Origin of the sequence: Croceicoccus mobilis, assembly GCF_001661965.1 — a bacterium.
Lineage (GTDB): Bacteria > Pseudomonadota > Alphaproteobacteria > Sphingomonadales > Sphingomonadaceae > Croceicoccus > Croceicoccus mobilis.
On the sequence record NZ_LYWZ01000011.1, the window covers coordinates 201,170 to 228,045 of the forward strand.

The following is a 26,876-nucleotide window of genomic DNA, read 5'->3' on the forward strand; positions in this document are numbered from 1 at the left end:
TCACCGTGTGGTTAAGGGCGCGTTAGTTTCGTGGCCCCCGTTCCGGACTGAAACGTAAAGCCGATCCATGTAAGGGCAAGCACTCCTGCGAGGAGCATCGAAAGCGTTACCGGCCATGCCCAGAATGCCGAAAGGGCTAGGCCAGCGCACAACAGCGGGCGATCTTCGAGCCAGGGGCGAATCGGGTGATAGGGATACTGCTGCGCACCCAGCCTGAGCATCGCGACCAGCATCAAGGCTGCAAACCATTGCGATGGCTGCGCGAATCCCGGCCCGCCATTCACCGCGATGATTGCGACCAGCAATACGTCATAGGCAAGCAGCAGCACCTGCCCCAGATCGCGCCCGCGCCGCCGCAGTCGGCCCTGCCTGCGCACCGCCTGCAACACGCGCTGCCCACGCAAAGCCATCCAGCACAGCCCCATGAAGACAAAGGCGAGCCAGCCCTGCTGGAACCCCGTCGCGGCCAGCGCCGCCCCGGCCAGCAACACCGCCATCGTGCCGACGAGCAGATCTCCGTGATCGCTTTCCAAAAGCCGCCCGCCGAAGCGGCGCGCCGCGAAACCGGCAATACGGGGCCCCGGCGTGACGCCGCTCGCCTTACGGATTGAACGTTCGAGCCGGGCCGTCTCCACGGCCTGCGCGGTTTCGTCGGTTCGCACCAGAACCCAGCGCCCGTCGGACAATGCAGCCGGGTCGACCCGGCGAATATTCAGCCGCGTCATCAATGCGATACGCAGCAAGGCTGAGGCCGTGTCGACATCGCGTGGCAGTTCGCGCAGGCGTTCGGCATGGCTTCCCGGTACCAGCATGATGCCCGCCCATGCATGATCGGCATCAATCCGTTCGAACCCGGCGGCGATGCCCTTTTCGACAGGCAGCGTCGCGATGCCTTGCCCGCCCAGCTGCGCCAGCGCGGTGGCGGGATCGACCATCAGCGAATCGGCGATCACCAGCAATTCGTCGGCCGCCGTCACTTCGGCGCAAAGTTCGGGGGCGTCGCGCACGATCTTGGCCGGGAGTCCCGCCGCCCTTCCTGCGCCCAGCATCGCTTCCACCCGGTCGTCCGCCTTGTCGCCCAGCACCAGTACGCGGGCAGCCCCGGCAGCGGCGGCCAGTTCGATCTGGTGCCTTGCGACCTGTTCGCCCGCGATGCGCAGCGATGCCGATGGGCGCAGGGTCGCCCGACCGGGGACAACGCCCTCGACCGTGTCGAGCATGGAGATGACGGCAATACGCAAGGGGCTGGACCTGATTTCCCGGTTAGACGCTGATGCAGAGCCTTCCGGCGCAGACATGTGCAGGAATGGCGGCAGAGCGTTCATGCAGCCTTCGCCGGGGGTCCGGCAAGGGACCCTTGGGCGATGTTCGCAGGGGATTTTGCCCCATCCCTGCCGAGGCTGGGGATTCATCAACGGATTATCCACCGTCTTTACCCGCTCGCACACGCGAAAAATCACTCCTGCGGGCCTGTTTGATAATGGATTTCGTGTTAGAGGATTCCGTTCAGGACGGTGACGGGCGAAAATAATGGAAAGACGGCGCAATATCATCCGCTTCGGGCAGGACGGCGAACCTGTCGAACAGCACGACGAAACGCAGGACTCTGCGCAGTACGGGGCGCAGTACGGGGCGCAGGGCCACGAGCCTGACGCACCCTCGCATTACGAGTTGAGCGACGAGATGGCTTACGAAGACATGCCCCAAAGCCGCCGGGGCTGGGTCGTACCGGGCCTTGCCATAACCGCGCTGGCTGGCTGGACCGGGTTTTTCGCCTGGGCCAATTTCTATGATGGCACCGCCCTCTCCCTGCCCGCAGGCCCCGCCGAATGGGCTGCGCTGATAGGCCAGTGGTCGATGCCCGCCGCACTGATCATCGCCCTGTGGATGCTGGCGCTGCGTCACAGCCGCGCAGAGGCTGGCCGCTTTGCCGATGCCGCCGCCTCGCTCCGCAATGAATCGATCGCGCTGGAAGATCGCCTGTCCAAGGTGAATGCCGAACTGTCGATCGCGCGCGAATTCCTGACCTCGCAGGGCCGCGATCTCGAATCGCTGGGCCGCGTGGCGAGCGAGCGCCTGTCGGAGAATGCGGGCCGCCTGCAGGAACTGATCGGCCATAATGGCGAACAGGTCGACCGCCTGCATGGCGTGTCCTCTGCCGCGCTCGACAATATGGAGAAGATCCGCGGTCAGCTGCCGGTTGTCACCAACGCCGCGCGCGATCTCGTCAATTCGATCGGTCGGGCGGGCGATGGTGCGCAGACCCAGATCGAACGTCTGCGCGAAGGCTTTGGCCGCATTGGCGAAGCGGGCGAAATGTCGACGCTTAAGGTCGATGAAATGCGCGCCCGCGTGAACGAGGCTCTGACCGAGTTCGAGCGCTGTGCCGATCAGCTTGGCACCATCGCTTCCGACCGTTTCGCGGCGCTGGACGCCGAAGGCGAAGCCCTGCGCGAACGGCTTGACCAGCAGGAAATCGAGGCGCTTGCCGCGGTCCGCGACCGGGCCGAGGAAGTCGAGCGCATGCTCGAAAGTTCACGTGCGAAGATGGCCGATGCCGAGAATTTCGCCATCAACGCCATGCGCGACCGTCTTGCCAAGCTGGAAGACGAAAGCGGCGATATCGCGGGCCGCGTCGCTCGCGGTGAGGCCGATGCGCTGCTCAGCCTGCGCACCAATCTTGCCGCTCTTGGCGATGAGGCGGAGCGCGTTTTCGCAGCCTTCGGCACTTCGGGCGATTCCGCGCTTGCCGGTTGGCGCGACCGCCTGTCCGCCGCCAATGATGAGGCGGATTCGCTGATGACCCGCTTTACCGAGATCGGCGGCGATGCCGTGACCGGCTGGCGGGAGCGCATGTCCGAAAGCGGGCGCGAGGCGGCCTCCATGTTCTCTGGCCTTGATCGCAAGAGCGAGGAGACGCTGGAAACCGTGGGTTCGCGCGTTGCCACGCTTTCGATGGAAATCGGCCGCCTGCACGGTGAACTCCTCCAGCACGGCGAGAATCTGGAAAGCGAGATCGCCGAGCGGATCGAGCGCAGCGAAACCGCCGCTCGCACGCTGGGTGAGCGCCTGTCGGCAGGGCTTGAGGCTCTGGACGGCGAAATCGATCAGCGCCGGCAGAAGAACGAGGCTGCGGGCCGCGCGCTTACCGAATCGCTGGCCGCCCAGCTGGACGAGGTCGACGACCGCATCGCCCAGCGCCGCCAGGCCTATCTCGATATCGAGCGCGAGTTTGGCGAAAAGGTCGCGCAACAATTCGCCGCGATCGAGGAAGCGTTCGAGGAACGCCGCATCCGCCAGCTGGCCGCAGGCCGTGAGCTGAACGAGGCCGTTGCCGAGCAGCTCGACGCCATCGACCGCAGCTTTGACGAGCGCCGCGCCGCCCGCATCGCCGCTGGCGAGCAGACCGTTTCCGACATCGACGAGCGCCTTGCCCGTTTCGACCGCGAGATCGAGGATCGCACCGCAGCCCGTATTGCTGCCGGTGAAAAGGCCGTCAGCGATGTCGACGACCGGCTGTCGCATATCGACCGCGCCATCGCCGAACGTGCTGCCGCCCGCATTGCCGCCGGCGAGCAGATCGTCAGCGAAGTGGACGAACGCATCGCCGCGATCGACCGCGCCATGGACGAACGTGCCGCTGCCCGCATCGCGCTGGGTCAGGAAGGCATTGCCGCACTTGCCACCCAGCTTGAGGAAATCGACGCCGATCTGGACGAGCGCCGCCGCCGCCAGCAGGCGACCAGCGAATCGCTTGCCCGCCATGCCGAGATCATTTCGGGCCGCGTCGCCGATTACGCCAAGAAAATGGAAGAAGTGGCCGACAGCGGCCGCGATGCCGAAGCGATGGTCGGCGCCAGCCTTGCCGCATTGTCGGCAAAGCTGACCGAGAGCCGCGATGCGCTTTCGGGCACCGACAAGGCCGTGCTGGCATTGACCGACAGCTCGGTCCGCCTGCTCGAACTGATCGAGGCCAGCTCCCGCCATACGCGCGAGGCGCTGCCCGAAGCGATCGGCGAAGCCGAAGGCAAGCTGACCGCAGTGACCGAGCGCATGGACCGTCTGGGCGACGCGATGCGCGAGGCTGGCGAGAACAGCAAGTCGCTGGATGAAGCGGTGGAAGCCGCCCGCAGCACCACGCGCGGCACGCTGGAGGATATCGTCGCCCTGCACGATACGCTGAAGGCCCGCGGCAGTGAGCATGCCGAGCAGATCGGATCCTTGCGCGAAGTGCTGGCGCAGGCCCGCAACGACAGCGAGGCCATGGCCGAAGCTGCAGAAGCCACGCTGGGCGGCGCTATCGCCAAGCTCGCCGAGGCTAGCCGCGAGGCGGTCGCCAATATCGAGGGCACGTCATCTGATGCCGTGCGCGCCATTGCCGAAAAGCTGGCGACCGAAAGCGGCACCGTTGTTCGCGAGGCTGTCGAGGCAAGCACGCGTGAGACGCTGGAAAACCTCGACGCCGCGGTTTCGCGCGCGACCGGTGCGGCCCGCGACGCGGCCGGAGAACTGGAGGATCACCTCAACAAGGTGAACGAGATCACCGGCCACCTCGAATATCGCATCGCCGAGGCACGCCGCCGCGCCGAAGAGGACATTGACGACCACTTCGCCCGCCGCGTCGCGCAGATCACCGAATCGCTGAATTCCACCGCGATCGACATCGACAAGGTGCTTTCCGCCGAGGTCAGCGACAGCGCGTGGCAGGCTTACCTTAAGGGCGAGCGCGGGATCTTCACGCGCCGTGCTGTGCGTCTGGTCGACAATTCGGATGCGCGCACTATCGTCGACCATTACGAAGCCGATGGCGAATTCCGGGAGCATGTGAACCGCTACATCCACGACTTCGAGGCGATGCTGCGCAATCTGCTGGCAACGCGCGAAGGCAACACGCTAGCCGTCACCATGCTGTCGAGCGACATGGGCAAGCTTTATGTCGCCATGGCCCAATCGATCGAGCGCCTGCGCCGCTGACCGCGCGAGTGCCGACACGAAAAAGGGGCCGGAGCATAGTCGCTCCGGCCCTTTTTTTCTGGTCCGTCCGCTTCTCTATTCGCCGGGCATCTTTTGATTGGCGAGATCATCTGGGAGCGGGATGATGTCCAGATCCTCGATCCCGATCCAGTCATAGCTATAGTTCAGATAGAACAGCACGAAGAGCACTGTCGCCACCAGGGTGGTAAAGCCCACGATCCGCCAGGGCTGGAAATTGACCGGCGCGCTGTCGGCATGGCCGATTTCCGGCGTCGTGCCGACATCGTCATGGGTGCGCACGGTAAAAGGCATCACCACGAAGGCGCTGAAGATCCAGAGCAGGAAATAGATCGCGATAGCGGAGGTCAGTTGCATGACCGCCGCCCTAGCCGCTGCGCGCCTTCAAGAAAAGGCGGCGAATTGCCCCATGCGAAGACTCAGGCCGCATCCATCGCCAATACGGCGACCTGCGGGTTCTTGCCCGACCAGCGCCGGGCAGCGCGGCGCACCGCCAGCCTTGCCGCTTCTTGCACCGCCTCGGGTGTGCGGGCGCGGCCCTTCAACCGGGCGATCGCGCTGGAAATGTCGTCCTTAGCCTCTTCGAGGAAGTCTTCCATATCCTCCACCAGCGGCAGGCCGATCGCGCTGATGAGGATATCGGCATCCGAATCCGAAGGCGGCAGGATAACCGTGATATGACCGTTATGCGCAAGGCGCCGACGCTCGACGATGGAATCGCCATCCGCAGGCACGATGATATCGCCATCGAGGACGAGCCGCCCTGCCCTGCTCTCGCCAATCTTGCCAGGCTTGCCGGGTGCGAGGCGGATGATGTCGCCGTTCTTTTGCACCACCTGCCTGCGGATGCCTGCAGCCTTCCCCACACGCGCCTGCTCGGCCATGTGTCGCATCTCGCCATGCACGGGGACAAGGATTTCGGGCCTCAACCAGCCATAGAGCGCTTCCAGTTCGGGCCGGCCCGGATGGCCGGAGACGTGGATCAGTTCCTGCCGGTCGGTTACCATTTCGATCCGGCGCGCCGCCAACTGGTTCATGATGCGGCCAATGGCGAGTTCGTTACCGGGGATCTGGCGGCTGGAGAACAGCACGACATCGCCTGCGACAAGCTCGATCGGGTGGTTTTCCGCCGCGATGCGGGCCAGCGCCGCACGCGGTTCGCCCTGCCCGCCGGTGGCGATGATCAGCACTTCGCCGCGCGGCAGACGCATGGCGGTGTCGAAATCGACCGTTTCGGGAAAATCCTGCAGATATCCGTTTGCCTGCGCCGCACCGATGATGCGGTCGAGCGAACGTCCGGCGACGCAAAGCTGACGCCCGGTATCGCGCGCAGCCTGGCCCAAGGTCTGAAGCCGAGCCACGTTGGAGGCGAAGGTCGTGACGACGACGCGCTTATCCTGATGCCGCGCGATCTCGGCATCGAGCGCCGCCCGCACCGCACCTTCGCTGCCCGAGGGATTAGGATTGAACACATTGGTCGAATCGCAGACCAGCGCGAGAACGCCCTCATCGCCAATTTCGGTCAGCTCTTCGGATGTCGTGGGCTCACCAATCTGCGGATCGTCGTCGAGCTTCCAGTCGCCGGTATGGAATACGCGGCCAAAAGGCGTCTCGATCAGCACCGCATTGCCTTCTGCAATCGAATGAGCAAGCGGGAGATAGCGCACGTGGAACGGCGATGCCGAGCCGCCGGGCCGGAAACTATCGAGATGGTCGATGACATTGAGCTCAACGTCATTCTCGACACCGGCCTCGATCAGCTTTTCCTTGACCAGCGCAGCCGTGAAAGGCGTCGCATAAAGCGGCACGCCGAGATCGGCGGCAAAATAGGGGACCGCGCCGATGTGATCTTCATGCGCATGGGTCAGCACGATACCGACGAGATCGTCGGCGCGCTCCTCGATGAAGTCGAGGTCCGCGAACACGAGATCGACGCCCGGATAGGCCGGATCGGCAAAGCTCATGCCAAGATCGACCATCAGCCATTTGCCGCCGGTGCCGTAGAGGTTGACGTTCATGCCAATCTCTCCCGACCCGCCCAGGGCCAGGAAGATAAGTTCGTTTTCAGGTTTCATCGGGGCCCATATCGGCACGCGCAGCCAATATTGCGAGACCTCTTATGGTGAGATCCACATCGATCTCGTCAAAAATATCGCTGCATTCGTCGAACAGGACGGCCAGCCCGCCGGTCGCCACCACTTTCACAGGTCGACCAACCTCTGCCCGCAGCCGCGCCACAAGCCCTTCGATCATTGCCACGTAGCCCCAGAAAACACCAATATGCATCTGGGATTCGGTGTTTTTCCCGATCACCGAACGGTCATCACCCGGAGATTCGATGGCGATCCGCGGCAATTTGGCAGCTGCACTGACCAGCGCGTCCAGCGACAGGTTGATCCCCGGCGCGATGATCCCGCCCTTATAGGCACCGGAGAAGTCGAGAACGTCGAACGTCGTAGCCGTCCCGAAATCGACGATGATCTGGTCGCCCTGAAAGCGATCGAAGGCAGCGACCATGTTGACCGCCCGGTCCGCGCCCAGCGACTGCGGCTCATCCACATCGGCCGTAATGCCGAAACTTGCCGGATGCTCCCCTGCAAACAATGGCGTGCCACCGAAATATTTTTCGCCCAGCACCGTCAGGTTATGGCGTGCGCGCGGGACCACGGTGGAGATGATCATCGTGTCCACATCACCGAACTGCAGCCCCTCCAGCGTGAAGAGCTGCATCAGCCACACGGCATATTCGTCCGCTGTGCGCCGTGCATCGGTCGCGATCCGCCAGCGCGCGCGGGTTTCCCGCCCCTCAAGCAGGGCAAAGACGATATTGGTATTGCCGACATCGCAGGCGAGCAGCATGCGTCAGTCCTCCTCGGGCCGGACAAGTTCGACCTCGCCCGCGTGAATGGCACGGATGGCCCCGGTGTCCAAGCGCATCAACAGACCGCCTTCGGGATCGAGGCCCCGATAGGTCCCTGTCAGCCGCTCATCGCCATGGGGATTGGCCGCGATGCGCGCGCCGATCCGTGGACCCCGGGCCGTCCAGCGCGCCAAAGTTTCGGTGAGGCCGGCACTGCGCCAGATCGCCAGTTCGGCGGCGAGCCGCGAAGCGAGATCCGCAGCGAATGCGTCGCGTTCGACCGCAACCCCCAGTTCTGCCAGTGAAACCGTCGCGCGGTCCGGCAATTCGGGCGCACTGGCCAGATTGACCCCGACACCGATCACGATGCAATCACCCTGACGTTCCAGCAAAAGCCCGGCCAGCTTTGCTCCACCGACCAGCAGATCATTGGGCCATTTGAGCATCGCATCCGGTGCCAACCCGGCGACAGCCGAATGGACCGCGACACCGGCCACGAGCGCGAGCGTATGCGGCACCGGATCGCTCCCACGCAGAGCCACCACGGTCGACCCCATGAAATTACCCGCGCCATCCTGCCAGTTGCGACCCAATCGGCCACGCCCGGCAGTCTGACGATCGGCGATCAGCCAAGCGCCTTCGCCCACGGTTTCGCCGCGTGAAAGTCGGGCCAGCATCTCTCCATTGGTGGAGGCGATGCTGGCCACGCATTCAAGATAAGGGGATGGCCCGGAAGCCATCTGCCGATCAGCCGATCAGGAACAGCGAAGCCGCTGCCTTTTCAGTCAGCCCGCCAAGCCACGGGCCGAGCAAATAGCCAAGCGGCGAGATGATCAGGCAGGCGACCAGCAGCACGATCTTGTGCGAGATCGGTCCGGTTTCCGGTACGATACGGCCGCTGGGTTCATCGAAGAATGCGATCTTCACGACCTTGATGTAGTAGAACGCACCAATGACGCTGGCAGCGATACCGATCGCGGCAAGCGCAATCATGTCGGCATCGACCGCGGCCTGAAACACCACGAACTTGCCGTAAAAGCCGAACAGCGGCGGAATGCCCGCAAGGCTGAACATCACGGCCAAGAGCGCCCATGCCATCGCCGGGCGAACCGAGCTGAGGCCCGCGAGATCGGCAATCGCCTCGACCGGATTGCCATCGACATCGCGCAGCATGAGGATGACGGCGAAACCGGCGATGCTCATGAAGACATAGATGAAGAGATAAACCAGCATGGCTGCAGCACCCTGCTCCGTCGCGGCGGCAAGGCCGATCAGCAGGAAGCCGATGTTGTTGATCGAGGAGAAAGCGAGCAGTCGCTTGATGTTTGACTGACCGATGGCGCCCAATGCGCCGACGATGATCGAAGCCAGCGCCACGAAGATCACGATCTGCTGCCACGCATCTACCGCACCGCCAAACGCACCCAGCGCGACACGCATGGTCAGCGCCAGCGCCGCAACCTTGGGCGCGGTGGCGAAGAAGGTGGTGACAGGTGTCGGCGCGCCTTCGTAAACATCGGGCGTCCACATGTGGAACGGCACGGCGCTGATCTTGAACGCAAGACCTGCCAGCACGAACACGAGACCGAAGATTGCGCCAGTAGCAAGCTCACCCGCCATCGCGCCGCGAACGGCCATGAAGTCGGTGCTGCCCGCAAAGCCATAAGTCAGGCTCATGCCAAACAGGATGATGCCGCTGGCAAGCGCGCCCAGCACGAAATATTTGAGGCCCGCTTCGGCAGAGCGCTCATCCGTGCGCAGGAACGCGGCAAGGACATAGGCCGAGAGCGAATTGAGCTCGAGACCGATATACAGTGTCATGAAATCGCCGGCCGAGACCATCAGGTTCATGCCGACCACGGCGAAGAGCACGAGGACCGGGAATTCGGCCCGCATCGCCCCCTGCCCGTTCACGACGAAGCGGTTCAGGAAATTGGGCGCGAAAATCAGCGTCACCGCGGCGGAGACATAGATCAGGATCTTGGCGAAAGCCGAAAAGGCATCGCCGATATACTGGCCGCCAAAGGCAAGCCGATCCGGGCCCATCAGCCCGCCTGCCAGCGTCGGTGCCGCCAGAAAGGCGCAAGCGACCAGCGCGGCAACCGCGACGATGGAAATTCCGCGGGAAGCCTTGTCGCCCAGCCAGGCCGAAGCCAGCAGCAGGACGAGGCCCACAACAGTGAGGACTTCCTCGGCGACGATCAGCGCAAGGGAGTGAGAGAAATCGGTCATCAGTGGGCACCCTCACCCGCATCATGGTGTTCGGCAGCGGCTGCGGCGGCCGCCTGCTCTTCCGCGCTCGGCATGGCGAGATGCGCGTCGCCCGCCGGGGCAACGGCCTCAAGCCGCTGGTCGAGCCATTCGATATCCGTGCGCATCGGCGCAAGGAAGCTTTCGGGATAGATACCCATCCACAGCGTACCTGCGGCAAGCGCGATCATCATGATCCACTCCCGCGCGTCCATGTCGGGCATGGCCGCCGCGTCCTCGTTCTTCTGCTCGCCGAAAGCGACCCGGCGATAGAGATAGAGCATGTAGGCCGCACCCAGAATGATGCCCGTGGTGCAGACGAACGCCACCCAGCTCGACGCCTGGTAGATCCCGGCAAGGCCCAGGAATTCGCCGATGAAGTTGCTGGTCCCCGGCAGGCCGATAGAGGCCATGGTGAACAGCAGGAAGAAAGTCGCGTATTTCGGCATATTGATCGCGATGCCGCCATAGCGCGCAATCTCACGCGTGTGCAGGCGGTCATAGATCACGCCGACGCACAGGAACAACGCTCCCGACACGAGGCCGTGGCCCAGCATCACCATCATCGCGCCTTCGAAGCCCTGCACGTTGAAAGCAAAGAGCGCTGCGGTCACGATCGCCATGTGGGCAACCGAGGAATAGGCGATCAGCTTCTTCATGTCGGACTGCACCAGCGCGATCAGGCTGGTGACGACCACCGCGATCATCGACATCGCAAAGACGAGCCATGCGAAATAGACGGACGCTTCGGGCAGCATCGGGATCGAGAAGCGGATGAAGCCGTAACCGCCCATTTTGAGCAGGACGCCGGCCAGAATGACCGAACCCGCCGTCGGCGCCTGGACGTGCGCATCGGGCAGCCAGGTGTGAACCGGCCACATCGGCATCTTCACCGCGAAGCTGGCGAAGAAAGCAAGCCAAAGCAGCTTTTGAGCATCCGCCGGGAAGTCATAGTTCATCAGCGTCGGGATATCGGTCGTACCCGCTTCGCGCACCATCCAGAACATCGCGATCAGCATCAGCACCGAGCCGATCAGCGTGTAGAGGAAGAACTTGTACGCGGCGTAGATGCGGTTGTCCCCGCCCCAGATGCCGATGATCAGATACATCGGGATGAGGCCGGCTTCGAAGAAGATGTAAAACAGGAACAGATCCTGCGCCGCGAACACGCCGACCATGAGGAGTTCCATGAGGAGGAACGCCGCCATGTATTCGCCGACACGCTTGTTGATCGAATTCCAGCTGGCGCCGATGCAGATCGGCATGAGGAACACGGTCAGCATGATCAGCATCAGCGCGATGCCATCGATGCCCAGCGCATAGCGGAAGCCTGCGAACAGGTCGGCCCGCTCCATGAACTGCCACTGCGCGCCGCCGATGTCGAAATTGACCCAGAGCACAACGCCAAGGACAAGCTCAATCAGAGTGGTGATCAAGGCGATCATCCGCGCCGCATTGGCCGACACGAAATAGCATGCCACCGCGCCGACAAGCGGCACGAGAAGCATCAACGAAAGGATGGGAAAGCCGTCCAACTTACTGCCCCGCGGTTGCGATGATCCAGCTGACCGCGGCGACAAGGCCGAGCAGCATGATCAAGGCGTAGGAATAGAGATAACCGGTCTGCACCTTGCTCGCGAATCGCGAGCTGGCTGCGACGACCCAGGCCGCGCCGTTCGGGCCGAAGCGGTCGATGATACCGACATCGCCGATCTTCCAGAACTTGCGGCCCAGCCAGAAAGCCGGCTTCACGAAGATGGTGTGATACAGCTCGTCGAAGTACCACTTGTTCTTGAGGAACGTGTACACGAAGCCAAACTGGCCCACGAAACGCGCCGGTGCGCCCGGATCGCGAATATAGTTGTTCCACGCGATGGCGAGACCGATGAGCATCACAATGCCGGGAGCCAGTTTCACCCAAGTTGGAACCTCATGCATCGCATGCACCAGATGTTCGTTATAGAACAGCGAGTTGTCCCAGAAATCCGAGCTATCCAGGAAGCTGTGCGTGAAGGCAAAGCCTGCGAACACGGCGCCGATCGACAGGACGATCAGCGGGATCAGCATGACCAGCGGGCTTTCATGCGGGTGATAGCCGCCCGTCGTATCCTCGCCCGCTTCTTCCGGCGTCTTGTGGACGCTGTGCTGGATGTGCTCGCTCTCGATCCAGCGCGGCTTGCCCCAGAAGGTGAGGAACATCAGGCGCCAGCTGTAGAAGCTGGTGAGCAGCGCCGCGACGATGCCCATGAAGAAGGCAAACTGCGACAGTTCGGTACCCTTTGCGAAGGCGGATTCGAGGATCGCGTCCTTCGAATGGAAGCCTGCGAAACCGGCATGCGCGAACCAGAGACCGACGCCGGTGATGGCAAGCGTACCCGCCATCATCGCCCAGAAGGTCAGCGGGATCTTCTTACGCAGGCCGCCATAGTAACGCATGTCCTGTTCGTGGTGCATCGCGTGGATCACCGAGCCCGCACCGAGGAACAGCAGTGCCTTGAAGAAAGCGTGGGTAAACAGGTGGAACATCGCCGCGTTATACGCGCCGACGCCCGCCGCGAAGAACATGTAACCGAGCTGCGAACAGGTCGAATAGGCGATCACGCGCTTGATGTCGGTCTGCGTTGTGCCGATCGTCGCGGCAAAGAAACAGGTCGCTGCACCGATGAAGGTGACGAAGGCCAGCGCGACCGGAGCCGCTTCGAACATCGGCGAGAGGCGGCACACCATGAACACGCCTGCGGTCACCATGGTCGCCGCGTGGATCAGCGCCGACACCGGGGTCGGGCCTTCCATCGCGTCGGGCAGCCAGGTGTGAAGGCCGAGCTGCGCCGATTTGCCCATCGCGCCGACGAACAACAGCAGGCACAGTATATCCATCGTCTGCAGGCGCATCGACATGAAGGTGATCGACGAGCCGGCCATGCCGGGCGCTGCCGACAGGATCTCGGAAATCGAGGTCGTGCCGAAGACGAGGAACGTGCCGAAGATGCCGAGCATGAAGCCAAGGTCACCGACGCGGTTGACGACAAATGCCTTCATCGCGGCCGCATTGGCGCTGGGCTTACGGAACCAGAACCCGATGAGGAGGTAGGAGGCAAGGCCCACCCCTTCCCAACCGAAGAACATCTGGACGAGGTTGTCGGCAGTCACCAGCATCAGCATGGCGAAAGTGAAGAGCGAGAGATAGGCGAAGAACCGCGCCTGATCGGGCTCTTCGTCCATATAGCCCCAACTATAGAGGTGGACGAGAGCCGAGACGCTGGTGATGACAACCAGCATGACCGCGGTCAGCGTATCGACGCGTAGCGCCCAGTCAAAGCTCATGTCGCCCGACTGCACCCATTTCAGCACGGGTGCGACATAGGCCTCAGCGCTGCCGGTGAGGAAGCCGATGAAGATCGGCCACGCCAGCGCGCAGGAGATGAACAGAGCGCCCGTCGTGATGATCTTGGCCGGAAGATTGCCGAGCTGCCGATTGAACAGCCCTGCAACGATCGCCGCCAGAAGGGGCAGGAATACGAGTATCTGGATCATGTCGAGGAGCCGCCCTTAACCCTTCATCCGGTGGATATCGTCCACCGCGATCGTGCCGCGGCCACGGAAGTAGATAACGAGGATCGCAAGACCGATCGCCGCTTCGCCAGCAGCAACGGTCAGCACGAACATCGCGAAGACCTGCCCCGTCAGATCGCCGAGGAAGGCGCTGAACGCGACGAGATTGAGGTTTACCGCAAGCAGGATGAGTTCGATCGCCATCAGGATGACGATGACATTCTTACGGTTGAGGAAGATCCCCAGCACGCCCAGCACGAACAGGATCGAGCTGACGACGAGGTAGTGTTCGATACCGATCATCGGTCGTCCTTCCTCAAAGTTTCACGCCCGCGCCCACTTCGGGGCGGGTGTTGATGGTGGCGTCCTCCGGACGGCGCGAAACCTGCTTTGCAATGTTCTGGCTGCGCGGATTCGGGCGGTGGCGCAGGGTCAGCACGATGGCGCCGACCATGGCGACCAGCAGGATTACGCCAGCAGCTTCGAACAGGAACAGATACTTGCCGTAAAGCAGCGCACCGATGGACTGGATGTTGCTTGCGCCCTCAACCGCAGCCGACGTGCCGTCGGGCGTGCCAAGCGTCACGCCGCCCGCGTTCCATGCGACGAGGCCGACAAACAGCTCGACGAAGAGGACAAGCGCGATCAGCGCACCCAGCGGGGCATTCTTGATGAACCCTGCCCGCAGCTCCGAAAAGTCGATGTCGAGCATCATGACCACGAAGAGGAAGAGCACGGCGACCGCGCCCACATAGACGATGACCAGCAGCATGGCGATGAACTCCGCCCCCACGAGCACCATCAGGGCGGCCGCGTTGAAGAAGGCGAGGATCAGCCACAGCACGGAATGCACCGGGTTCCTCGCCATGATGACGAAGCAGGCCGATGCGATCACGAGGGCCGAGAAGAGGTAGAAGGTGATGGTCTGGATCATGGCTTCGGATATCCCGCGTGCGCGCCCCTAGCGATAGGGCGCATCGGCTTCAAGGTTCGCGGCGATGGCACGCTCCCACTTGTCCCCGTTGGCCAGCAGTTTCGCCTTGTCATAGAGCAGTTCCTCACGCGTTTCGGTCGCGTATTCGAAATTCGGCCCCTCGACGACGGCGTCGACCGGACATGCTTCCTGGCAAAAGCCGCAGAAGATGCACTTGGTCATGTCGATGTCGTAGCGCGTGGTGCGGCGGCTGCCGTCCTCGCGCGGTTCGGCCTCGATCGTGATGGCCTGCGCCGGGCACACCGCTTCGCACAATTTGCACGCGATGCAGCGTTCCTCACCGTTCGGATAGCGACGCAGCGCATGTTCGCCGCGGAAACGCGGGGACAGCGGGTTCTTTTCGAACGGATAGTTGATCGTCGCCTTGGGCTTGAAGAAATACTTCAGCGTCAGCGCGTGCGCCTTCACGAACTCCCAGAGGGTGAACGATTTTATGAGCTGTGCGGCAGTCATGCTGCGAACCTCGTGAACATGAGCCACCCGCTGGTCAGCACGACGAACAGCAGCGACAGGGGAAGGAACACCTTCCAGCCAAGACGCATCAGCTGGTCATAGCGGAAGCGGGGGACGGTCGCCTTCACCCAGGAGAAGACGAAGAAGAAGAACAGGATCTTGAGCAGAAGCCACACGAAGCCCGGGATCACATAGAGGAACCCGATGTCGAGCGGCGGCAGATAGCCACCGAAAAACAGCACCGCGTTCAACGTGCACATCAGCAGCACGTTGGCATATTCGCCCAGCCAGAACAGCGCGAAGCTCATCGAGGAATATTCGGTCTGATAGCCTGCCACCAGCTCGCTTTCCGCCTCGGTCAGGTCGAACGGCGCGCGCGCGGTTTCAGCCAGCGAGGAGATGAGGAACATCACGAAGATCGGGAACAGCAGGATGTTGAAGAAAAAGCCGTTGACGATGCCAAGGCCAAAGCCGCGCTGCGCCTCGACGATCTGGTACATGTTGCTCGACCCGGCATAGAGGATCACGCACACAAGGATGAAGCCGATCGAGACTTCGTAGCTGATCATCTGCGCGGCAGCGCGCATGGCCGAGAAGAACGGATATTTCGAGTTCGAGGCCCAGCCCGAGATCACGACACCATAAACACCCAGCGAGCTGATCGCGAGGATGTAGAGGAGGCCGATATTGATGTCGGCAAGGATCGCGCCCGAATTGAACGGGATCACCGCCCAGGCCATCAGCGCGACGGTAAAGGTTATGATCGGCGCGATCAGGAACAGACCCTTGTTCGCGGCGGTCGGGACGATGGTTTCCTGCAGGAACACCTTCAGACCGTCAGCAAACGACTGGAGCAGGCCGAACGGCCCGACCACGTTGGGCCCGCGGCGCAATGCCATGGCGGCCCAGATCTTGCGGTCGGCATAGATGATCATGGCCACGCCCAGCATCAGCGGGAGGGCGATGAGCAGGATGCCGCAAACGGTCGCGACAAACCACGCCCACTCATAGCTCATGCCAAGATTGACGAAGAAGTCGGTCATTCCGCGGCCTCCGCGATTTCCTCACCATGCCAGAGTTCGGCAGAGCAACGCTGCATCGTCGGGCTGGCGCGGAGGATCGGATTGGTAAGATAGGGGTCGGCAATCGGGTAGTTCCCGATTACGCCCGAAGCATCGCCGCCGCCTGCCGGAAGCGTGCCGCCGCTAACGGCAAGCCCTTCATTCGCCAATGCCGGCGTATCGGCGAACATGGCAGCGCGCAGTTCATTGTAACTGTCGAAGCCGACCGAAACGCCCAGCGCATCGGCAAGCGCGCGCAGGATCGTCCAGTCTTCGCGAGCGTCGCCGGGGGCGAATACCGCCTTCTCGCTACGCTGCACGCGGCCCTCGATATTGACGTAAGTGCCCGCCTTTTCAGGGAAAGCGGCGGCCGGCAGGATGATGTCTGCCGCATGCGCGCCCTTGTCGCCGTGGTGGCCGATATAGACCTTGAGCGCATCGGGGAACACTGTGAAGTCCATCTCGTCCGCGCCAAGCGACAGCAGGACTTTCGGCTTTGCCGCCACGATGTCCGCCATGCCGCCCTTCTGCGCGAGGCCGAGCAGCAGCCCGCCCATGCGCGAGGGCGAGAAGTGGAGCGAGTTGAACCCGTTCCAGCCGTCCTTCACGACGTTGAATTCCGCTGCCAGCGCCAACGCCTTGTTCAGCGCGCCGCGCCCCAGCGCGGCACCGCCGACGATGATCGCGGGGCGCTCCGCCCCCTTCATCGCGTCGACCACTTCGCTGGAAAGCGAATTCAGCACCGACAGATCGTTGCCAAGGAAGGTCGCCGGATAGGTCGTGTCGTATTCCGGACCGACATGGAAGAACTTCGCGCCCTTCTTCGCAGCCTTGCGCAGGCGCACGTTGAGGAGCGGAGCCTCATGACGGATCTGGCTGCCGATCACCAGCACGGCATCGGCGTTCTCGATCTCTGCCAGCGTGGTGTTGAAGTTCACCGCAGGCAGGCTGGAAGTGTCATAGACCAGACCGGTCTGACGGCCTTCCATCAAAGTCGAGCCGCAGGCCTTCAGCAACGCCTTGGCTGCGAACATGGTCTCGCAATCGACGAGATCGCCATAGACGGCAGCAATCGCGTCGCCGGCCTTGGCAGCCTTGATCTTCTTGAAGGCTTCGTCCCAGCTCGATGCCTCCAGCTTGCCGCGCTTGCGGATCCAGACCTTGTCCAGACGGCGACGCGTCAGGCCATCGACCGCGTAACGCGACTTGTCGGCGATCCATTCCTCGTTGACGTCATCGTTGATGCGCGGCTGGATGCGCAGCACTTCGCGGCCACGGCTGTCGATGCGGATATTCGCGCCAACCGCGTCCATCACGTCGATGCCCAGCGTCTTCTTCAGCTCCCACGGACGCGCTTCGAACGCATAAGGGCGGCTGGTCAGTGCGCCCACCGGGCACAGATCGATCACATTGGCCGAGAGTTCATGCTTGGCCGCATGCTCAAGGTAGGTGGTGATCTGCATGTTCTCGCCGCGATAGAGCGCGCCGATCTCGTCCACGCCCGCGATCTCTTCGGAAAAGCGTACGCAGCGGGTGCAGTGGATGCAGCGCGTCATCGTCGTCTTGATGAGCGGACCCATGTATTTTTCGGTCACCGCACGCTTGTTTTCCTCATAGCGCGTGGCGCCGCGGCCATAGGCCACCGACTGGTCCTGCAGATCGCATTCGCCGCCCTGGTCGCAGATCGGGCAATCGAGCGGATGGTTGATGAGGAGAAACTCCATCACCCCTTCCCGCGCCTTTTTCACCATTTCGGAATCGGTGCGGATTTCCTGGCCGTCAGTGGCCGGAAGCGCGCACGAAGCCTGCGGCTTCGGCGGTCCCGGCTTCACCTCGACGAGGCACATGCGGCAGTTCCCGGCAATCGAAAGCCGCTCGTGATAGCAGAAACGCGGGATCTCCTTGCCGGCAAGCTCACACGCTTGCAGCACGGTAGCCCCTGCGGGGACCTCGATTTCCTGTCCGTCTACGGTTACCTTGGGCATTATTCCGCCGCCTCTGCCATGTTACCGGCTTCCTTGATCCGGCGCTCCAGTTCGGGCCGGAAATGCTTGATCAGGCCCTGGATCGGCCATGCGGCCGCGTCGCCAAGGGCGCAGATGGTGTGGCCTTCGACCTGCTTGGTCACCTGGAAAAGCATGTCGATCTCCTCGACATTGGCATCGCCGGTGCGCAGGCGTTCCATCACGCGCCACATCCACCCGGTGCCTTCGCGGCAGGGGGTGCACTGGCCGCAGCTCTCATGCTTGTAGAAATAGCTGATCCGGCTGATCGCCTTCACGATGTCGGTGGACTTGTCCATCACGATCACCGCTGCCGTACCCAGACCAGACCCAACTGCCTTGAGGCCGTCGAAATCCATCGGCGCGTCCCAGATCTGCTCAGCCGGAACCAGCGGAACCGACGAACCGCCGGGGATCACGGCGAGGAGATTGTCCTTGCCGCCGCGAATGCCGCCGCAGTGCTTTTCGATCAGCTCGCCGAAGGGGATGCCCATGGCTTCCTCGACGACGCAGGGCTTGTTCACATGGCCCGAGATCTGGAAGAGCTTGGTGCCCTTGTTGTTTTCGCGCCCAAAGCTGGAGAACCATGCCCCGCCGCGGCGCATGATCGTGGGCGTGACCGCGATCGATTCCACATTGTTCACGGTCGTCGGGCAGCCGTAAAGGCCCGCCCCTGCCGGGAACGGAGGCTTGAGGCGGGGCTGGCCCTTCTTGCCCTCAAGGCTTTCGATCATCGCGGTTTCTTCGCCGCAGATATAGGCGCCTGCGCCTCGGTGAACGAAGACATCGAAATCATAGCCCGAGCCGGACGCGTTCTTGCCGATCAGGCCAGCGTCATACGCCTCCTGAACGGCGGCGAAGAGCACTTCGGCTTCACGGATGTATTCACCGCGGATGTAGATATAGGCAGCGCGTGCGCGCATCGCGAAACCCGCGACCAGCGCGCCTTCGATCAGCTTGTGCGGATCGTGGCGCATGATCTCGCGGTCCTTGCAGGAACCGGGTTCGGATTCGTCGGCGTTGATCACCAGGAAGCTGGGACGACCGTCTTTGCTTTCCTTGGGCATGAACGACCATTTCAGTCCGGTCGGGAAACCCGCACCACCCCGGCCGCGCAGGCCCGAGGCTTTGACCTCCTCGATGATCGCGTCCTGCCCCTTGGCAAGAATGTCCTTGGTGTTGTCCCAGTCGCCGCGCTTTTTCGCCGCGTCGAGGTTCCACGGCTGGTAGCCGTAGACATTGGTGAAGATGCGATCCTTGTCTTCAAGCATGGATCATACTCCGAATACGAAAATTGCGGCGACGGCGAGTATCGCGACGAGCGCGATTGTCTTCACGAGGCCTTTGAGGACTTTCCACGCGATGATCACACCAACAAGCGCGACGATGATCGGGATGAACGGCTCCATCACTCGCCATCCTTCTTCCCCTTTTGCGCCCCTTTTTGGGAGAGCGCGACGAAGACCGCGCCCAACGCCAGGAAGGTCGCGCCCATGGCCGCGTTCTTCGTGTAGAAAAACATCAGCGCCACCGCGAGAAACGCGATGCCGGCAAAGCGGTAATTGCGGGTATCCTGCGCAGCCATCACCACTCACCCCGATAGTCGTGATTTTCGCCGACCATCGCGGTCAGCGTAGTCGGGCCGCCAACAGGCTCCACGGTGTGGCGGTCGGGATCCTGCGTGCCTTCCTTGGGCGTCTCGCCCTTGGCGAGCGCGTCGAGCACGGCGTCGAAACGCTCTGCCGTCAGATCCTCGTAATTGCCGTCATTGATCTGGACCATGGGCGCGCTGGAGCAATTGCCCATGCACTCGACCTCGGTCAGCGTCCACAGGCCGTCTTCGGTCGTATGGCCCTTCTTCATGCCGCGCGCCTTGCAACGCTCCATGATCTCGTCGCTGCCGCGCAGCCAGCACGGCGTGGTGCCGCACAGCTGGACGTGGAACTTGCCCACGGGAACGAGGTTGTACATCGTGTAGAAGGTCGCGACCTCGACCACGCGGATCACCGGCATGTCGAGATAGACAGCGACATATTCCATCACCGGGATCGGCAGCCAGCCCTGCGTATCGGTCTCTTCACCCACCTGCCGCTGCGCGAAGTCGAGCAGCGCCATCACGGCCGACTTCTGCCGCCCGTCGGGATAGCGCGCGATCGCGGCCTTCGCCTTGGCATCCCACGTTTCATTGAACGTGAAGCTGCCCCAACGCTCACGCATTTCGGGGGTTTCGGGTTCGATATAACGGTCGGCCATTAGCGGACGAACTCCACGCGAGAGCACTTGTCGCCCTCGAAGCTGTAGATGGCGACCACGTCGAACGGCTCGACCAGCTCGGATCCGTCCGAGGCCGGGCCGCGCGTGACATGTTCGCGGAAGATGACGTAATCGCCGACTGCCTGCTTATCGACAATCTCGGCGTGGTTCTGCGGCCATTTGGCGAAAGCGGCGGCAAGGCCCGAGCGCGTGCCTTCCTTGCCTTCGCGCACCACATCGCCGCGATAGCCCGCTTCGCAGGCATCGTCGGTCATGTACGACACATAGGCGTCGACATCCTGGGCATTATAGGCCGCGATCATGGCCTCGGCGGTTGCGAGGTTGCTCACCGGTCGCACTCCCCGAACACCACGTCGATCGCGCCCAGAATGGCGGTTGCGTCGGGCAGCATGTGGCCCTTGCTCATCATGTCCATCGCCTGCAGGTGCGAGAACGCCGTCGGGCGGATCTTGCAGCGATAGGGCTTGTTGCTGCCGTCGGAGACGAGATAGACGCCGAATTCACCCTTCGGGCTTTCGGTCGCCACGTAAACCTCGCCCGCGGGAACGTGGAAGCCTTCGGTGTAGAGCTTGAAGTGGTGGATCAGCGCTTCCATCGACTGCTTCATCTCACCGCGCTTGGGCGGCGAAACCTTGCGGTCGTCGGAGCAGATCGGACCACCCGGCATCTCGGCGATGCACTGCTTGATGATCTTGGCCGACTGATAGACCTCTTCCACGCGGACCATGAAGCGATCATAGCAATCGCCATTGGTGCCAACCGGAATTTCGAAGTCCATGCGGTCATAGACATCGTAAGGCTGCGACTTGCGCAGATCCCATTCGATGCCGCTGCCGCGGATCAGCGGACCGGAAAAGCCCCACTTCACCGCGTCTTCCTTCGACACGATGGCGATATCGACATTGCGCTGCTTGAAAATGCGGTTGTCCATGACAAGGCTCATGGCATCGCCGAACAGTTCGGGCAGGCGCTTGTCGATCCAGTCACCAATGTCGGTGAGGAGCTTTAGCGGCACGTCCTGGTGCACGCCGCCGGGGCGGAACCAGGCGCTGTGCATGCGCGCGCCCGAGGCACGTTCGAAGAAGTTGAGGCAATCCTCGCGCAGTTCGAACACCCACAGGTTCGGAGTCATCGCGCCAACGTCCATGACGTGGGAGCCGATGTTGAGCATGTGATTGCAGATGCGCGTCAGTTCCGCGAACAGCACGCGCAGGTACTGCGCGCGGATCGGGACTTCGACGTTCAGCAGCTTTTCGACCGCCAGCACATAGCTGTGCTCCATGCAGAGCGGCGAGCAATAGTCGAGCCGGTCGAAATACGGCAGCGCCTGCAGATAGGTCTTGTACTCGATCAGCTTTTCGGTCCCGCGGTGAAGCAGGCCGACATGCGGGTCGATACGCTCGATGAGCTCACCATCAAGCTCCATCACCATGCGCAGAACGCCGTGCGCCGCAGGGTGCTGCGGACCGAAGTTGATCGTGTAGTTGGTGATGACCTCGTCGCCAGTGGTCGGCGACTCTTCGAGCTGCATGCTCATGCGTCCTTACCTTCCTTGCCGTCAGCGTCAGGATCGCTCTTGTCGATCTCGGTCGCGCCTTCGGTGTCGGCCGTCTTGCCTTCGCGCTTGGGCTGATCGTCGCGGCTCTCGGTCGGGGCCGGAGCATCGGCATCCTTGCCTGCGTCACCTTCGGGAGCCTTGTCCGCAGCCTTCGCGTCGGTCTTGGCGCCAGCGCCGGTTTCCTTGGGACTGTCAGTGGTCTGCGGTTTGTCCACCGGCGGCGGAGCGGGCGTTTCGGCTGCCTTCTCGTCACCCGGCAGCACGTAATCGGCACCTTCCCACGGGCTCATGAAGTCAAAGCTGCGGAAATCCTGCGCCAGCGTAACCGGCTGGTAGACGACGCGCTTGTCTTCTTCGGAATAGCGCAGCTCGACATGGCCGGACAGCGGGAAATCCTTACGGAAAGGATGCCCTTCGAAGCCGTAGTCGGTGAGGATGCGGCGAAGATCGGGATTGCCTGCGAACAGCACGCCGAACATGTCGAAGACCTCACGCTCCAGCCAGCCTGCGACTGGCCAGATGTCGGTCACGGTCGGAACCGGCGTCGCCTCATCGGTCGAGGTCTTGACCACGATGCGATGGTTCTTGGTCAGCGACAGGAGGCAGTAGCACACCTCGAAACGCTCCGCGCGCGAGGGATAGTCGACGCCCGCGATTTCCATCAGCTGCTGGTATTCATGCGCGTCGCGAAGCAGGCGCAGCGCGGCATTCAGCTCGGAACGGACGACGCGCAGATGCACCTCGCCATGCTCTTCCGTGGCGGAGACCAGCATGGAACCCAGCGCTGCGGACAGCGCATCCTTCACACCGTCGTTCGACGTGAATTTCGGGGCGGAATGAACGACAGCCATCAGCGCTTCACCGTACCTTCGCGGCGGATCTTCCGCTGCAACTGCATGACGCCGTAAAGCAGCGCCTCAGCCGTGGGAGGGCAGCCGGGAACATAGATGTCGACCGGAACGATCCGGTCGCAGCCGCGCACGACCGAATAGGAATAGTGATAATAGCCGCCACCGTTCGCGCACGACCCCATCGAGATCACATATTTCGGATCCGACATCTGGTCATAGACCTTGCGGAGCGCAGGGGCCATCTTGTTGCACAGCGTGCCCGCGACGATCATCACGTCGCTCTGGCGCGGCGAAGCGCGCGGGGCAGCGCCGAAACGCTCCATGTCATAGCGCGGCATGTTCACGTGGATCATCTCCACCGCGCAGCAGGCAAGGCCGAAGGTCATCCACCACAGCGAACCGGTGCGGGCCCACTGGAACAGCTCTTCCGTGCTGGTCAGCAGGAAGCCCTTGTCGTTCACTTCGGTCTGAAGCGCGTTGAAATAATCTGCGTCCGGCTGGCGGACTTCTCCGGGCTGTGCAGCCGCCGGAAGAGTTTCGTTCACTCCCATTCCAGCGCTCCCTTTTTCCACGCATAGGCAAAACCGATGATGAGTTCGAACAGGAACACCATCATCGTGATCCAGCCCGGCCATCCGGTCAGGTCCAGGCTCACCGCCCACGGGAAGAGGAAAGCCGCTTCCAGGTCGAAGATGATGAACAGGATCGCCACGAGATAGAAGCGCACGTCAAACTGGCTGCGCGGATCCTCGAACGCGGGGAAACCGCACTCATATTCCGAAAGCTTTTCCGCATCCGGATTATGCGCGCCTGTCAATCGGGCGACACCCATGGGAAGGAAGACGAAGAGGGCTGAAAGCCCCAGCGCGATCACCATGAAAATGAAGATCGGCAGATATTGTGACAGCTCGACCAAAAGGCCCTCTCTGGCTTCGCCGGAAACGACGGACTGAAAGGATGCGAATACATCGTTGCATCCGCGAAGAGCGCCCTAGGCACTGGCGTTAATATGCGCAAGGGGGCTGATGGGGTAAGGTGACGATCAAACGGCACTGAACGTTGAAAATCCTGCAACTGCCGTGAGAAAAGCGCAAGGGCAAAGCAGCGCGCCCAGTGGCAGCGCCCCGTCCGGCAAGCCGGTTTCCACCCCTTTTCCCGATTCATTGGCTACTGATTCCGACTCCGGATCCGCCACTGCATCATTTCCTGCACGAAGCCGCCGCCATGCCAGCGCAAGCGCGATCCCGCTACCTGCCGCGAGCAGCAATGTGATGCACACGCCCAGCGGGCCGAGCCACAGGCCGATCGCTGCAAACAGCGCAGGGTCGGCGCTACCCATTCCCTCTGCCTTGCGCACTGCGCGATAAGCCAATGCGGGCACGGCGAGCATCAGGAAACCCAATGAGCCACCCATCGCCTGCTGCAGCGACAGGGGCAGAACGTCATTCGCACCAAGCGGCGCGGAAATCGGCACGATCGCCGCGCAAAGGGCCAGTACGGCGATGGCAACAGGCGGCAGGTGGAAACTGCGCGCATCCGACAGGCCGAGCACCAGCAATTGCCACCCGAAGATCGTCAGCAGAACCGCTTCGCGCAAATCGCCTGCGGCCCAGACGGCGACAAGGCCGATTCCCGTCCCGACAATTTCCGCGAACGGCTGCCAGCGGTCGATCCGCGCTCCGCATTCCCGGCACGCACCACGCAACAGAATAAAGGAAAGCAGCGGCACCAGCTCCGCCACACCCAGCACGCGCCCGCACGAATCGCAGTGCGATCGTTCGAGGGCCACCCCCTCGCCGCGCGCCATGCGGATCGCGGCAGCGCCGGCGAAACTCCCGATGACCGCGCCGACGACCGCGAATGCCAGATAGACCGGCCAGTGCGGCGACCAGAACGGCATGCCGAAATCGTCGGTGGCGTAGCTCAGGGCTCGCCCGCGCCCCAAAGACGTTCCTCGCGCACAAAGCCGCGTCGCGCCGCATCCTCTTCCCCGACCGAGAAACGGCACCAACCATTGCCACAATCTCCAAGCCGCCCCGTCACGCCCGGCTCAAGCTTCCAGAGAAGCTTGGCCGATTCGCTGCCCTCGGCCCGCATCTCGGCATTGCCCTCCCCCATCACGAAAGCGGTGCGCTCGCGGCTGAGGAAGCGCGAGACGACCCAGCTTCTTTCGCCGTCGGGATCCTCCACCATGCGCCAGCCCGAAAGGCGGCGAACGACTTTGAGGGGCAGCCCCTTGCGCTGATATACCCAGACGATCCTGTAGCTGCCGCCTGGCCCCACGCGCATGTTCGCCTTATCGGTGGTAAGCGAGGCCCAATAAGGCACGTCGTCCGTGTCCTGCGCAGGCGCCGAAGGTGCGGCCAGCATGGCAGCGGGCGCAAGCAGGAGGAAGAGGAAGCGAAGCGTCTTCATGCCTTATGCCATACCCCCGGCGGGCCGCCTCGCCAAGCAGTGCCAGCACGCTAACGCACATCCAATATGCGCGCAGCAGTTAGCCAATTGAACGGTTGACCGTGCGCCCTCGCGCAGCGTAGCGCCAATGCTGTCGCGGCTGCCACCCCCGAATGCTGAGAGAGACCTGATGCCGACTTCGCCTTCCATGACCACCGCGGCCACAACCCGCCGGATCGAGGGCAAGCCCCGCGTCATCGTCACCCGCCGCCTGATGCCCGAAATCGAGAGCCGCATGAGCGAGCTTTTCGACGCGGTACTCAACTCCGACGACCATCCTTTTTCGGACGAGGAGATGGCGGCAGCGGTGAAGGATTGCGACGTGCTGGTGCCGACCGTGACTGACAATATCGACCCCGACCTGCTGGAAAAGGCAGGCGACCGGCTAAAACTGCTGGCCAATTTCGGCGCGGGCACCGATCACATCGCCCTTGCCGCGGCCCGGGCCCGCCGGATCGTCGTGACCAATACGCCCGGCGTTTTCACCGACGATACCGCCGATCTCGCCATGGCTCTGATTATCGGCGTGATGCGCCGCATGCGTGAAGGGACGCGGATCGTGCGCCACGGCGAATGGGGCGGCTGGACTCCGACGGGCATGCTGGGCCGCTCCATCGGCGGCAAGCGGCTGGGCATCGTGGGCATGGGCCGTATCGGCCAGGCCGTTGCCCATCGTGCCCGCGCATTCGGCATGCAGATCATCTATTACAACCGCCGCCGCCTGCCCGAATCTGTCGAGCGGATTTTCGGCGCCGATTACGCCGCCACGGTGGACGAGCTGGTCGCAGCTTCCGACATCGTCACCCTGCACTGCCCCACCAATGCCGAAACGCACCATCTGATCGACACACGCCGCATCTCGTTGATGAAGCCGGGAGCGGTTCTGGTGAACACGGGGCGCGGTGAACTGGTCGATCAAGAGGCGATGATTACGGCATTGGAGAACGGCCAGCTGTGGGGAGCCGGACTGGACGTCTATCCTGACGAGCCCAATGTCGACGAACGGCTGATCGCGCACCCCAATGTCATCACCCAGCCCCATATAGGCAGCGCGACAGAGGAAGGCCGTACCGCGGCCGGTCTCAAGATCATTGCCAATATTCAGAGCTGGGCCGACGGCCACAGCCCGCCCGACCGCGTTATCGAAGGCTATGCCTGATCTAGTCTGTAGACGTGTAGCGCAGCACGCCTGACACGCGGTTGCCGCCCCCGTCGCGGGGATGGAACTGGCCGTTCATCACTTCGACTTCAGTGAAATCGAAGGGGCTCACGCCTTCGAGGCAAGCGACGTTCACGCCATATTGCGTCGGGTCGGAGCGGCGCTGGTGAAAAGTGTAGATACCGCATTTCGAACAGAAGAAGTGCCGCGCCTCCTTCGTGTTGAATTGGTAGAGGGTTAGCGCATCCATCCCCGCCGTGACCGTCAGGGAATCGAGCGGCGCACTGACCGCAACGGCGCCGCGCATCCGGCAGATCGAGCAATCGCAGCGCCGTGCCGATGCCATGTCGACATCGGCGGTGAACTGCACGGTGCCGCAATGGCAGGCACCTTTCGTCGTCTGGCCCAAATGCGC

The 26,876-nt window shown here is 62.7% G+C and carries 27 protein-coding genes; 2 read left to right on the top strand and 25 right to left on the bottom strand.

All coding sequences use genetic code 11. The annotated features are described in order from the left end of the window. Nucleotides 1–11: 11 nt before the first annotated feature. Nucleotides 12–1,241, bottom strand: coding sequence for a hypothetical protein (locus tag A9D13_RS03690; RefSeq protein ID WP_156521906.1), 1,230 nt, complete (start codon nucleotides 1,239–1,241; stop codon nucleotides 12–14). 289 nt (nucleotides 1,242–1,530) lie between these two features. On the opposite strand from A9D13_RS03690, the gene A9D13_RS03695 reads away from it, so the two are divergent. Then, nucleotides 1,531–4,974, top strand: a complete 3,444-nt coding sequence (locus tag A9D13_RS03695) for a coiled-coil domain-containing protein (RefSeq protein WP_066770245.1) — start codon at nucleotides 1,531–1,533, stop codon at nucleotides 4,972–4,974. Nucleotides 4,975–5,049: 75 nt separating this feature from the next. Here the strand turns inward: A9D13_RS03695 and A9D13_RS03700 are convergent, their stop codons facing one another. The 23 genes from A9D13_RS03700 to A9D13_RS03800 form a co-directional block, all read right to left on the bottom strand. Next, nucleotides 5,050–5,349, bottom strand: coding sequence for a DUF1467 family protein (locus A9D13_RS03700; RefSeq protein WP_066770247.1), 300 nt, complete (start codon nucleotides 5,347–5,349; stop codon nucleotides 5,050–5,052). 62 nt (nucleotides 5,350–5,411) lie between these two features. After that, nucleotides 5,412–7,067 (bottom strand): ribonuclease J, encoded by a 1,656-nt coding sequence (locus tag A9D13_RS03705; protein ID WP_066770256.1) that lies wholly within the window; start codon nucleotides 7,065–7,067, stop codon nucleotides 5,412–5,414. Continuing rightward, complete coding sequence (locus A9D13_RS03710) at nucleotides 7,057–7,851, bottom strand: type III pantothenate kinase (protein ID WP_066770258.1); 795 nt, start codon at nucleotides 7,849–7,851, stop codon at nucleotides 7,057–7,059. Before A9D13_RS03710 ends, A9D13_RS03705 begins: the two co-directional genes overlap by 11 nt. A gap of 3 nt (nucleotides 7,852–7,854) precedes the next feature. Continuing rightward, nucleotides 7,855–8,559 (bottom strand): biotin--[acetyl-CoA-carboxylase] ligase, encoded by a 705-nt coding sequence (locus tag A9D13_RS03715; RefSeq protein WP_229665515.1) that lies wholly within the window; start codon nucleotides 8,557–8,559, stop codon nucleotides 7,855–7,857. A gap of 40 nt (nucleotides 8,560–8,599) precedes the next feature. Then, a complete protein-coding gene (gene nuoN / locus A9D13_RS03720) occupies nucleotides 8,600–10,084 on the bottom strand; it encodes an NADH-quinone oxidoreductase subunit NuoN (RefSeq protein WP_066770274.1) in 1,485 nt (494 codons plus the stop codon). Continuing rightward, nucleotides 10,084–11,637 carry an NADH-quinone oxidoreductase subunit M gene (locus A9D13_RS03725; RefSeq protein ID WP_066770277.1) on the bottom strand — a complete coding sequence of 518 codons (1,554 nt, stop codon included), beginning with the start codon at nucleotides 11,635–11,637 and terminating at the stop codon, nucleotides 10,084–10,086. The genes nuoN and A9D13_RS03725 overlap by 1 nt, the downstream gene beginning before the upstream one ends. A gap of 1 nt (nucleotide 11,638) precedes the next feature. Beyond that, nucleotides 11,639–13,636: an NADH-quinone oxidoreductase subunit L gene (gene nuoL / locus A9D13_RS03730; RefSeq protein WP_066770280.1), complete on the bottom strand. Its 1,998-nt coding sequence runs from the start codon at nucleotides 13,634–13,636 to the stop codon at nucleotides 11,639–11,641. A 15-nt stretch (nucleotides 13,637–13,651) separates the two neighbouring features. After that, a complete protein-coding gene (gene nuoK / locus A9D13_RS03735) occupies nucleotides 13,652–13,957 on the bottom strand; it encodes an NADH-quinone oxidoreductase subunit NuoK (RefSeq protein ID WP_066770283.1) in 306 nt (101 codons plus the stop codon). Between the two features lie 13 nt (nucleotides 13,958–13,970). After that, complete coding sequence (locus tag A9D13_RS03740; protein ID WP_066770286.1) at nucleotides 13,971–14,588, bottom strand: NADH-quinone oxidoreductase subunit J; 618 nt, start codon at nucleotides 14,586–14,588, stop codon at nucleotides 13,971–13,973. Between the two features lie 27 nt (nucleotides 14,589–14,615). Then, nucleotides 14,616–15,101, bottom strand: coding sequence for an NADH-quinone oxidoreductase subunit NuoI (gene nuoI / locus A9D13_RS03745; RefSeq protein WP_066770289.1), 486 nt, complete (start codon nucleotides 15,099–15,101; stop codon nucleotides 14,616–14,618). After that, a complete protein-coding gene (gene nuoH / locus A9D13_RS03750) occupies nucleotides 15,098–16,144 on the bottom strand; it encodes an NADH-quinone oxidoreductase subunit NuoH (RefSeq protein ID WP_066770296.1) in 1,047 nt (348 codons plus the stop codon). The genes nuoI and nuoH overlap by 4 nt, the downstream gene beginning before the upstream one ends. Next, on the bottom strand, nucleotides 16,141–18,147 hold the full coding sequence (gene nuoG / locus A9D13_RS03755; RefSeq protein WP_066770299.1) for an NADH-quinone oxidoreductase subunit NuoG: 2,007 nt from the start codon (nucleotides 18,145–18,147) through the stop codon (nucleotides 16,141–16,143). Before nuoG ends, nuoH begins: the two co-directional genes overlap by 4 nt. Continuing rightward, nucleotides 18,147–19,436: an NADH-quinone oxidoreductase subunit NuoF gene (nuoF, locus tag A9D13_RS03760; RefSeq protein ID WP_066770304.1), complete on the bottom strand. Its 1,290-nt coding sequence runs from the start codon at nucleotides 19,434–19,436 to the stop codon at nucleotides 18,147–18,149. The genes nuoG and nuoF overlap by 1 nt, the downstream gene beginning before the upstream one ends. Before the next feature lie 3 nt (nucleotides 19,437–19,439). Next, nucleotides 19,440–19,574, bottom strand: a complete 135-nt coding sequence (locus A9D13_RS21235) for a hypothetical protein (RefSeq protein WP_268235850.1) — start codon at nucleotides 19,572–19,574, stop codon at nucleotides 19,440–19,442. Beyond that, a complete protein-coding gene (locus tag A9D13_RS20410) occupies nucleotides 19,574–19,750 on the bottom strand; it encodes a hypothetical protein (protein WP_156521907.1) in 177 nt (58 codons plus the stop codon). Before A9D13_RS20410 ends, A9D13_RS21235 begins: the two co-directional genes overlap by 1 nt. Continuing rightward, nucleotides 19,750–20,418, bottom strand: coding sequence for a complex I 24 kDa subunit family protein (locus A9D13_RS03765; RefSeq protein ID WP_066770307.1), 669 nt, complete (start codon nucleotides 20,416–20,418; stop codon nucleotides 19,750–19,752). The genes A9D13_RS20410 and A9D13_RS03765 overlap by 1 nt, the downstream gene beginning before the upstream one ends. Continuing rightward, nucleotides 20,418–20,768, bottom strand: a complete 351-nt coding sequence (locus tag A9D13_RS03770; RefSeq protein WP_066770496.1) for a nuclear transport factor 2 family protein — start codon at nucleotides 20,766–20,768, stop codon at nucleotides 20,418–20,420. Before A9D13_RS03770 ends, A9D13_RS03765 begins: the two co-directional genes overlap by 1 nt. Then, nucleotides 20,765–21,976 (bottom strand): NADH-quinone oxidoreductase subunit D, encoded by a 1,212-nt coding sequence (locus A9D13_RS03775; RefSeq protein WP_066770311.1) that lies wholly within the window; start codon nucleotides 21,974–21,976, stop codon nucleotides 20,765–20,767. The genes A9D13_RS03770 and A9D13_RS03775 overlap by 4 nt, the downstream gene beginning before the upstream one ends. Further along, nucleotides 21,973–22,848 carry an NADH-quinone oxidoreductase subunit C gene (locus A9D13_RS03780; RefSeq protein ID WP_066770314.1) on the bottom strand — a complete coding sequence of 292 codons (876 nt, stop codon included), beginning with the start codon at nucleotides 22,846–22,848 and terminating at the stop codon, nucleotides 21,973–21,975. Before A9D13_RS03780 ends, A9D13_RS03775 begins: the two co-directional genes overlap by 4 nt. Next, nucleotides 22,848–23,399: a NuoB/complex I 20 kDa subunit family protein gene (locus A9D13_RS03785; protein ID WP_066770317.1), complete on the bottom strand. Its 552-nt coding sequence runs from the start codon at nucleotides 23,397–23,399 to the stop codon at nucleotides 22,848–22,850. The genes A9D13_RS03780 and A9D13_RS03785 overlap by 1 nt, the downstream gene beginning before the upstream one ends. Next, on the bottom strand, nucleotides 23,390–23,764 hold the full coding sequence (ndhC, locus tag A9D13_RS03790) for an NADH-quinone oxidoreductase subunit A (protein WP_066770319.1): 375 nt from the start codon (nucleotides 23,762–23,764) through the stop codon (nucleotides 23,390–23,392). The genes A9D13_RS03785 and ndhC overlap by 10 nt, the downstream gene beginning before the upstream one ends. Nucleotides 23,765–23,890: 126 nt before the next feature. Then, nucleotides 23,891–24,793, bottom strand: a complete 903-nt coding sequence (locus tag A9D13_RS03795; RefSeq protein WP_066770325.1) for a prepilin peptidase — start codon at nucleotides 24,791–24,793, stop codon at nucleotides 23,891–23,893. Next, nucleotides 24,772–25,263, bottom strand: coding sequence for an SH3 domain-containing protein (locus A9D13_RS03800; protein ID WP_066770328.1), 492 nt, complete (start codon nucleotides 25,261–25,263; stop codon nucleotides 24,772–24,774). The genes A9D13_RS03795 and A9D13_RS03800 overlap by 22 nt, the downstream gene beginning before the upstream one ends. 169 nt (nucleotides 25,264–25,432) lie before the next feature. Between A9D13_RS03800 and A9D13_RS03805 the strand changes: the two genes are divergently transcribed. Next, complete coding sequence (locus tag A9D13_RS03805) at nucleotides 25,433–26,461, top strand: 2-hydroxyacid dehydrogenase (RefSeq protein ID WP_066770331.1); 1,029 nt, start codon at nucleotides 25,433–25,435, stop codon at nucleotides 26,459–26,461. A gap of 1 nt (nucleotide 26,462) precedes the next feature. On the opposite strand, the gene A9D13_RS03810 is transcribed toward A9D13_RS03805, so the two are convergent. Further along, nucleotides 26,463–26,870 (bottom strand): GFA family protein, encoded by a 408-nt coding sequence (locus tag A9D13_RS03810; protein WP_229665519.1) that lies wholly within the window; start codon nucleotides 26,868–26,870, stop codon nucleotides 26,463–26,465. Nucleotides 26,871–26,876: the final 6 nt, after the last annotated feature.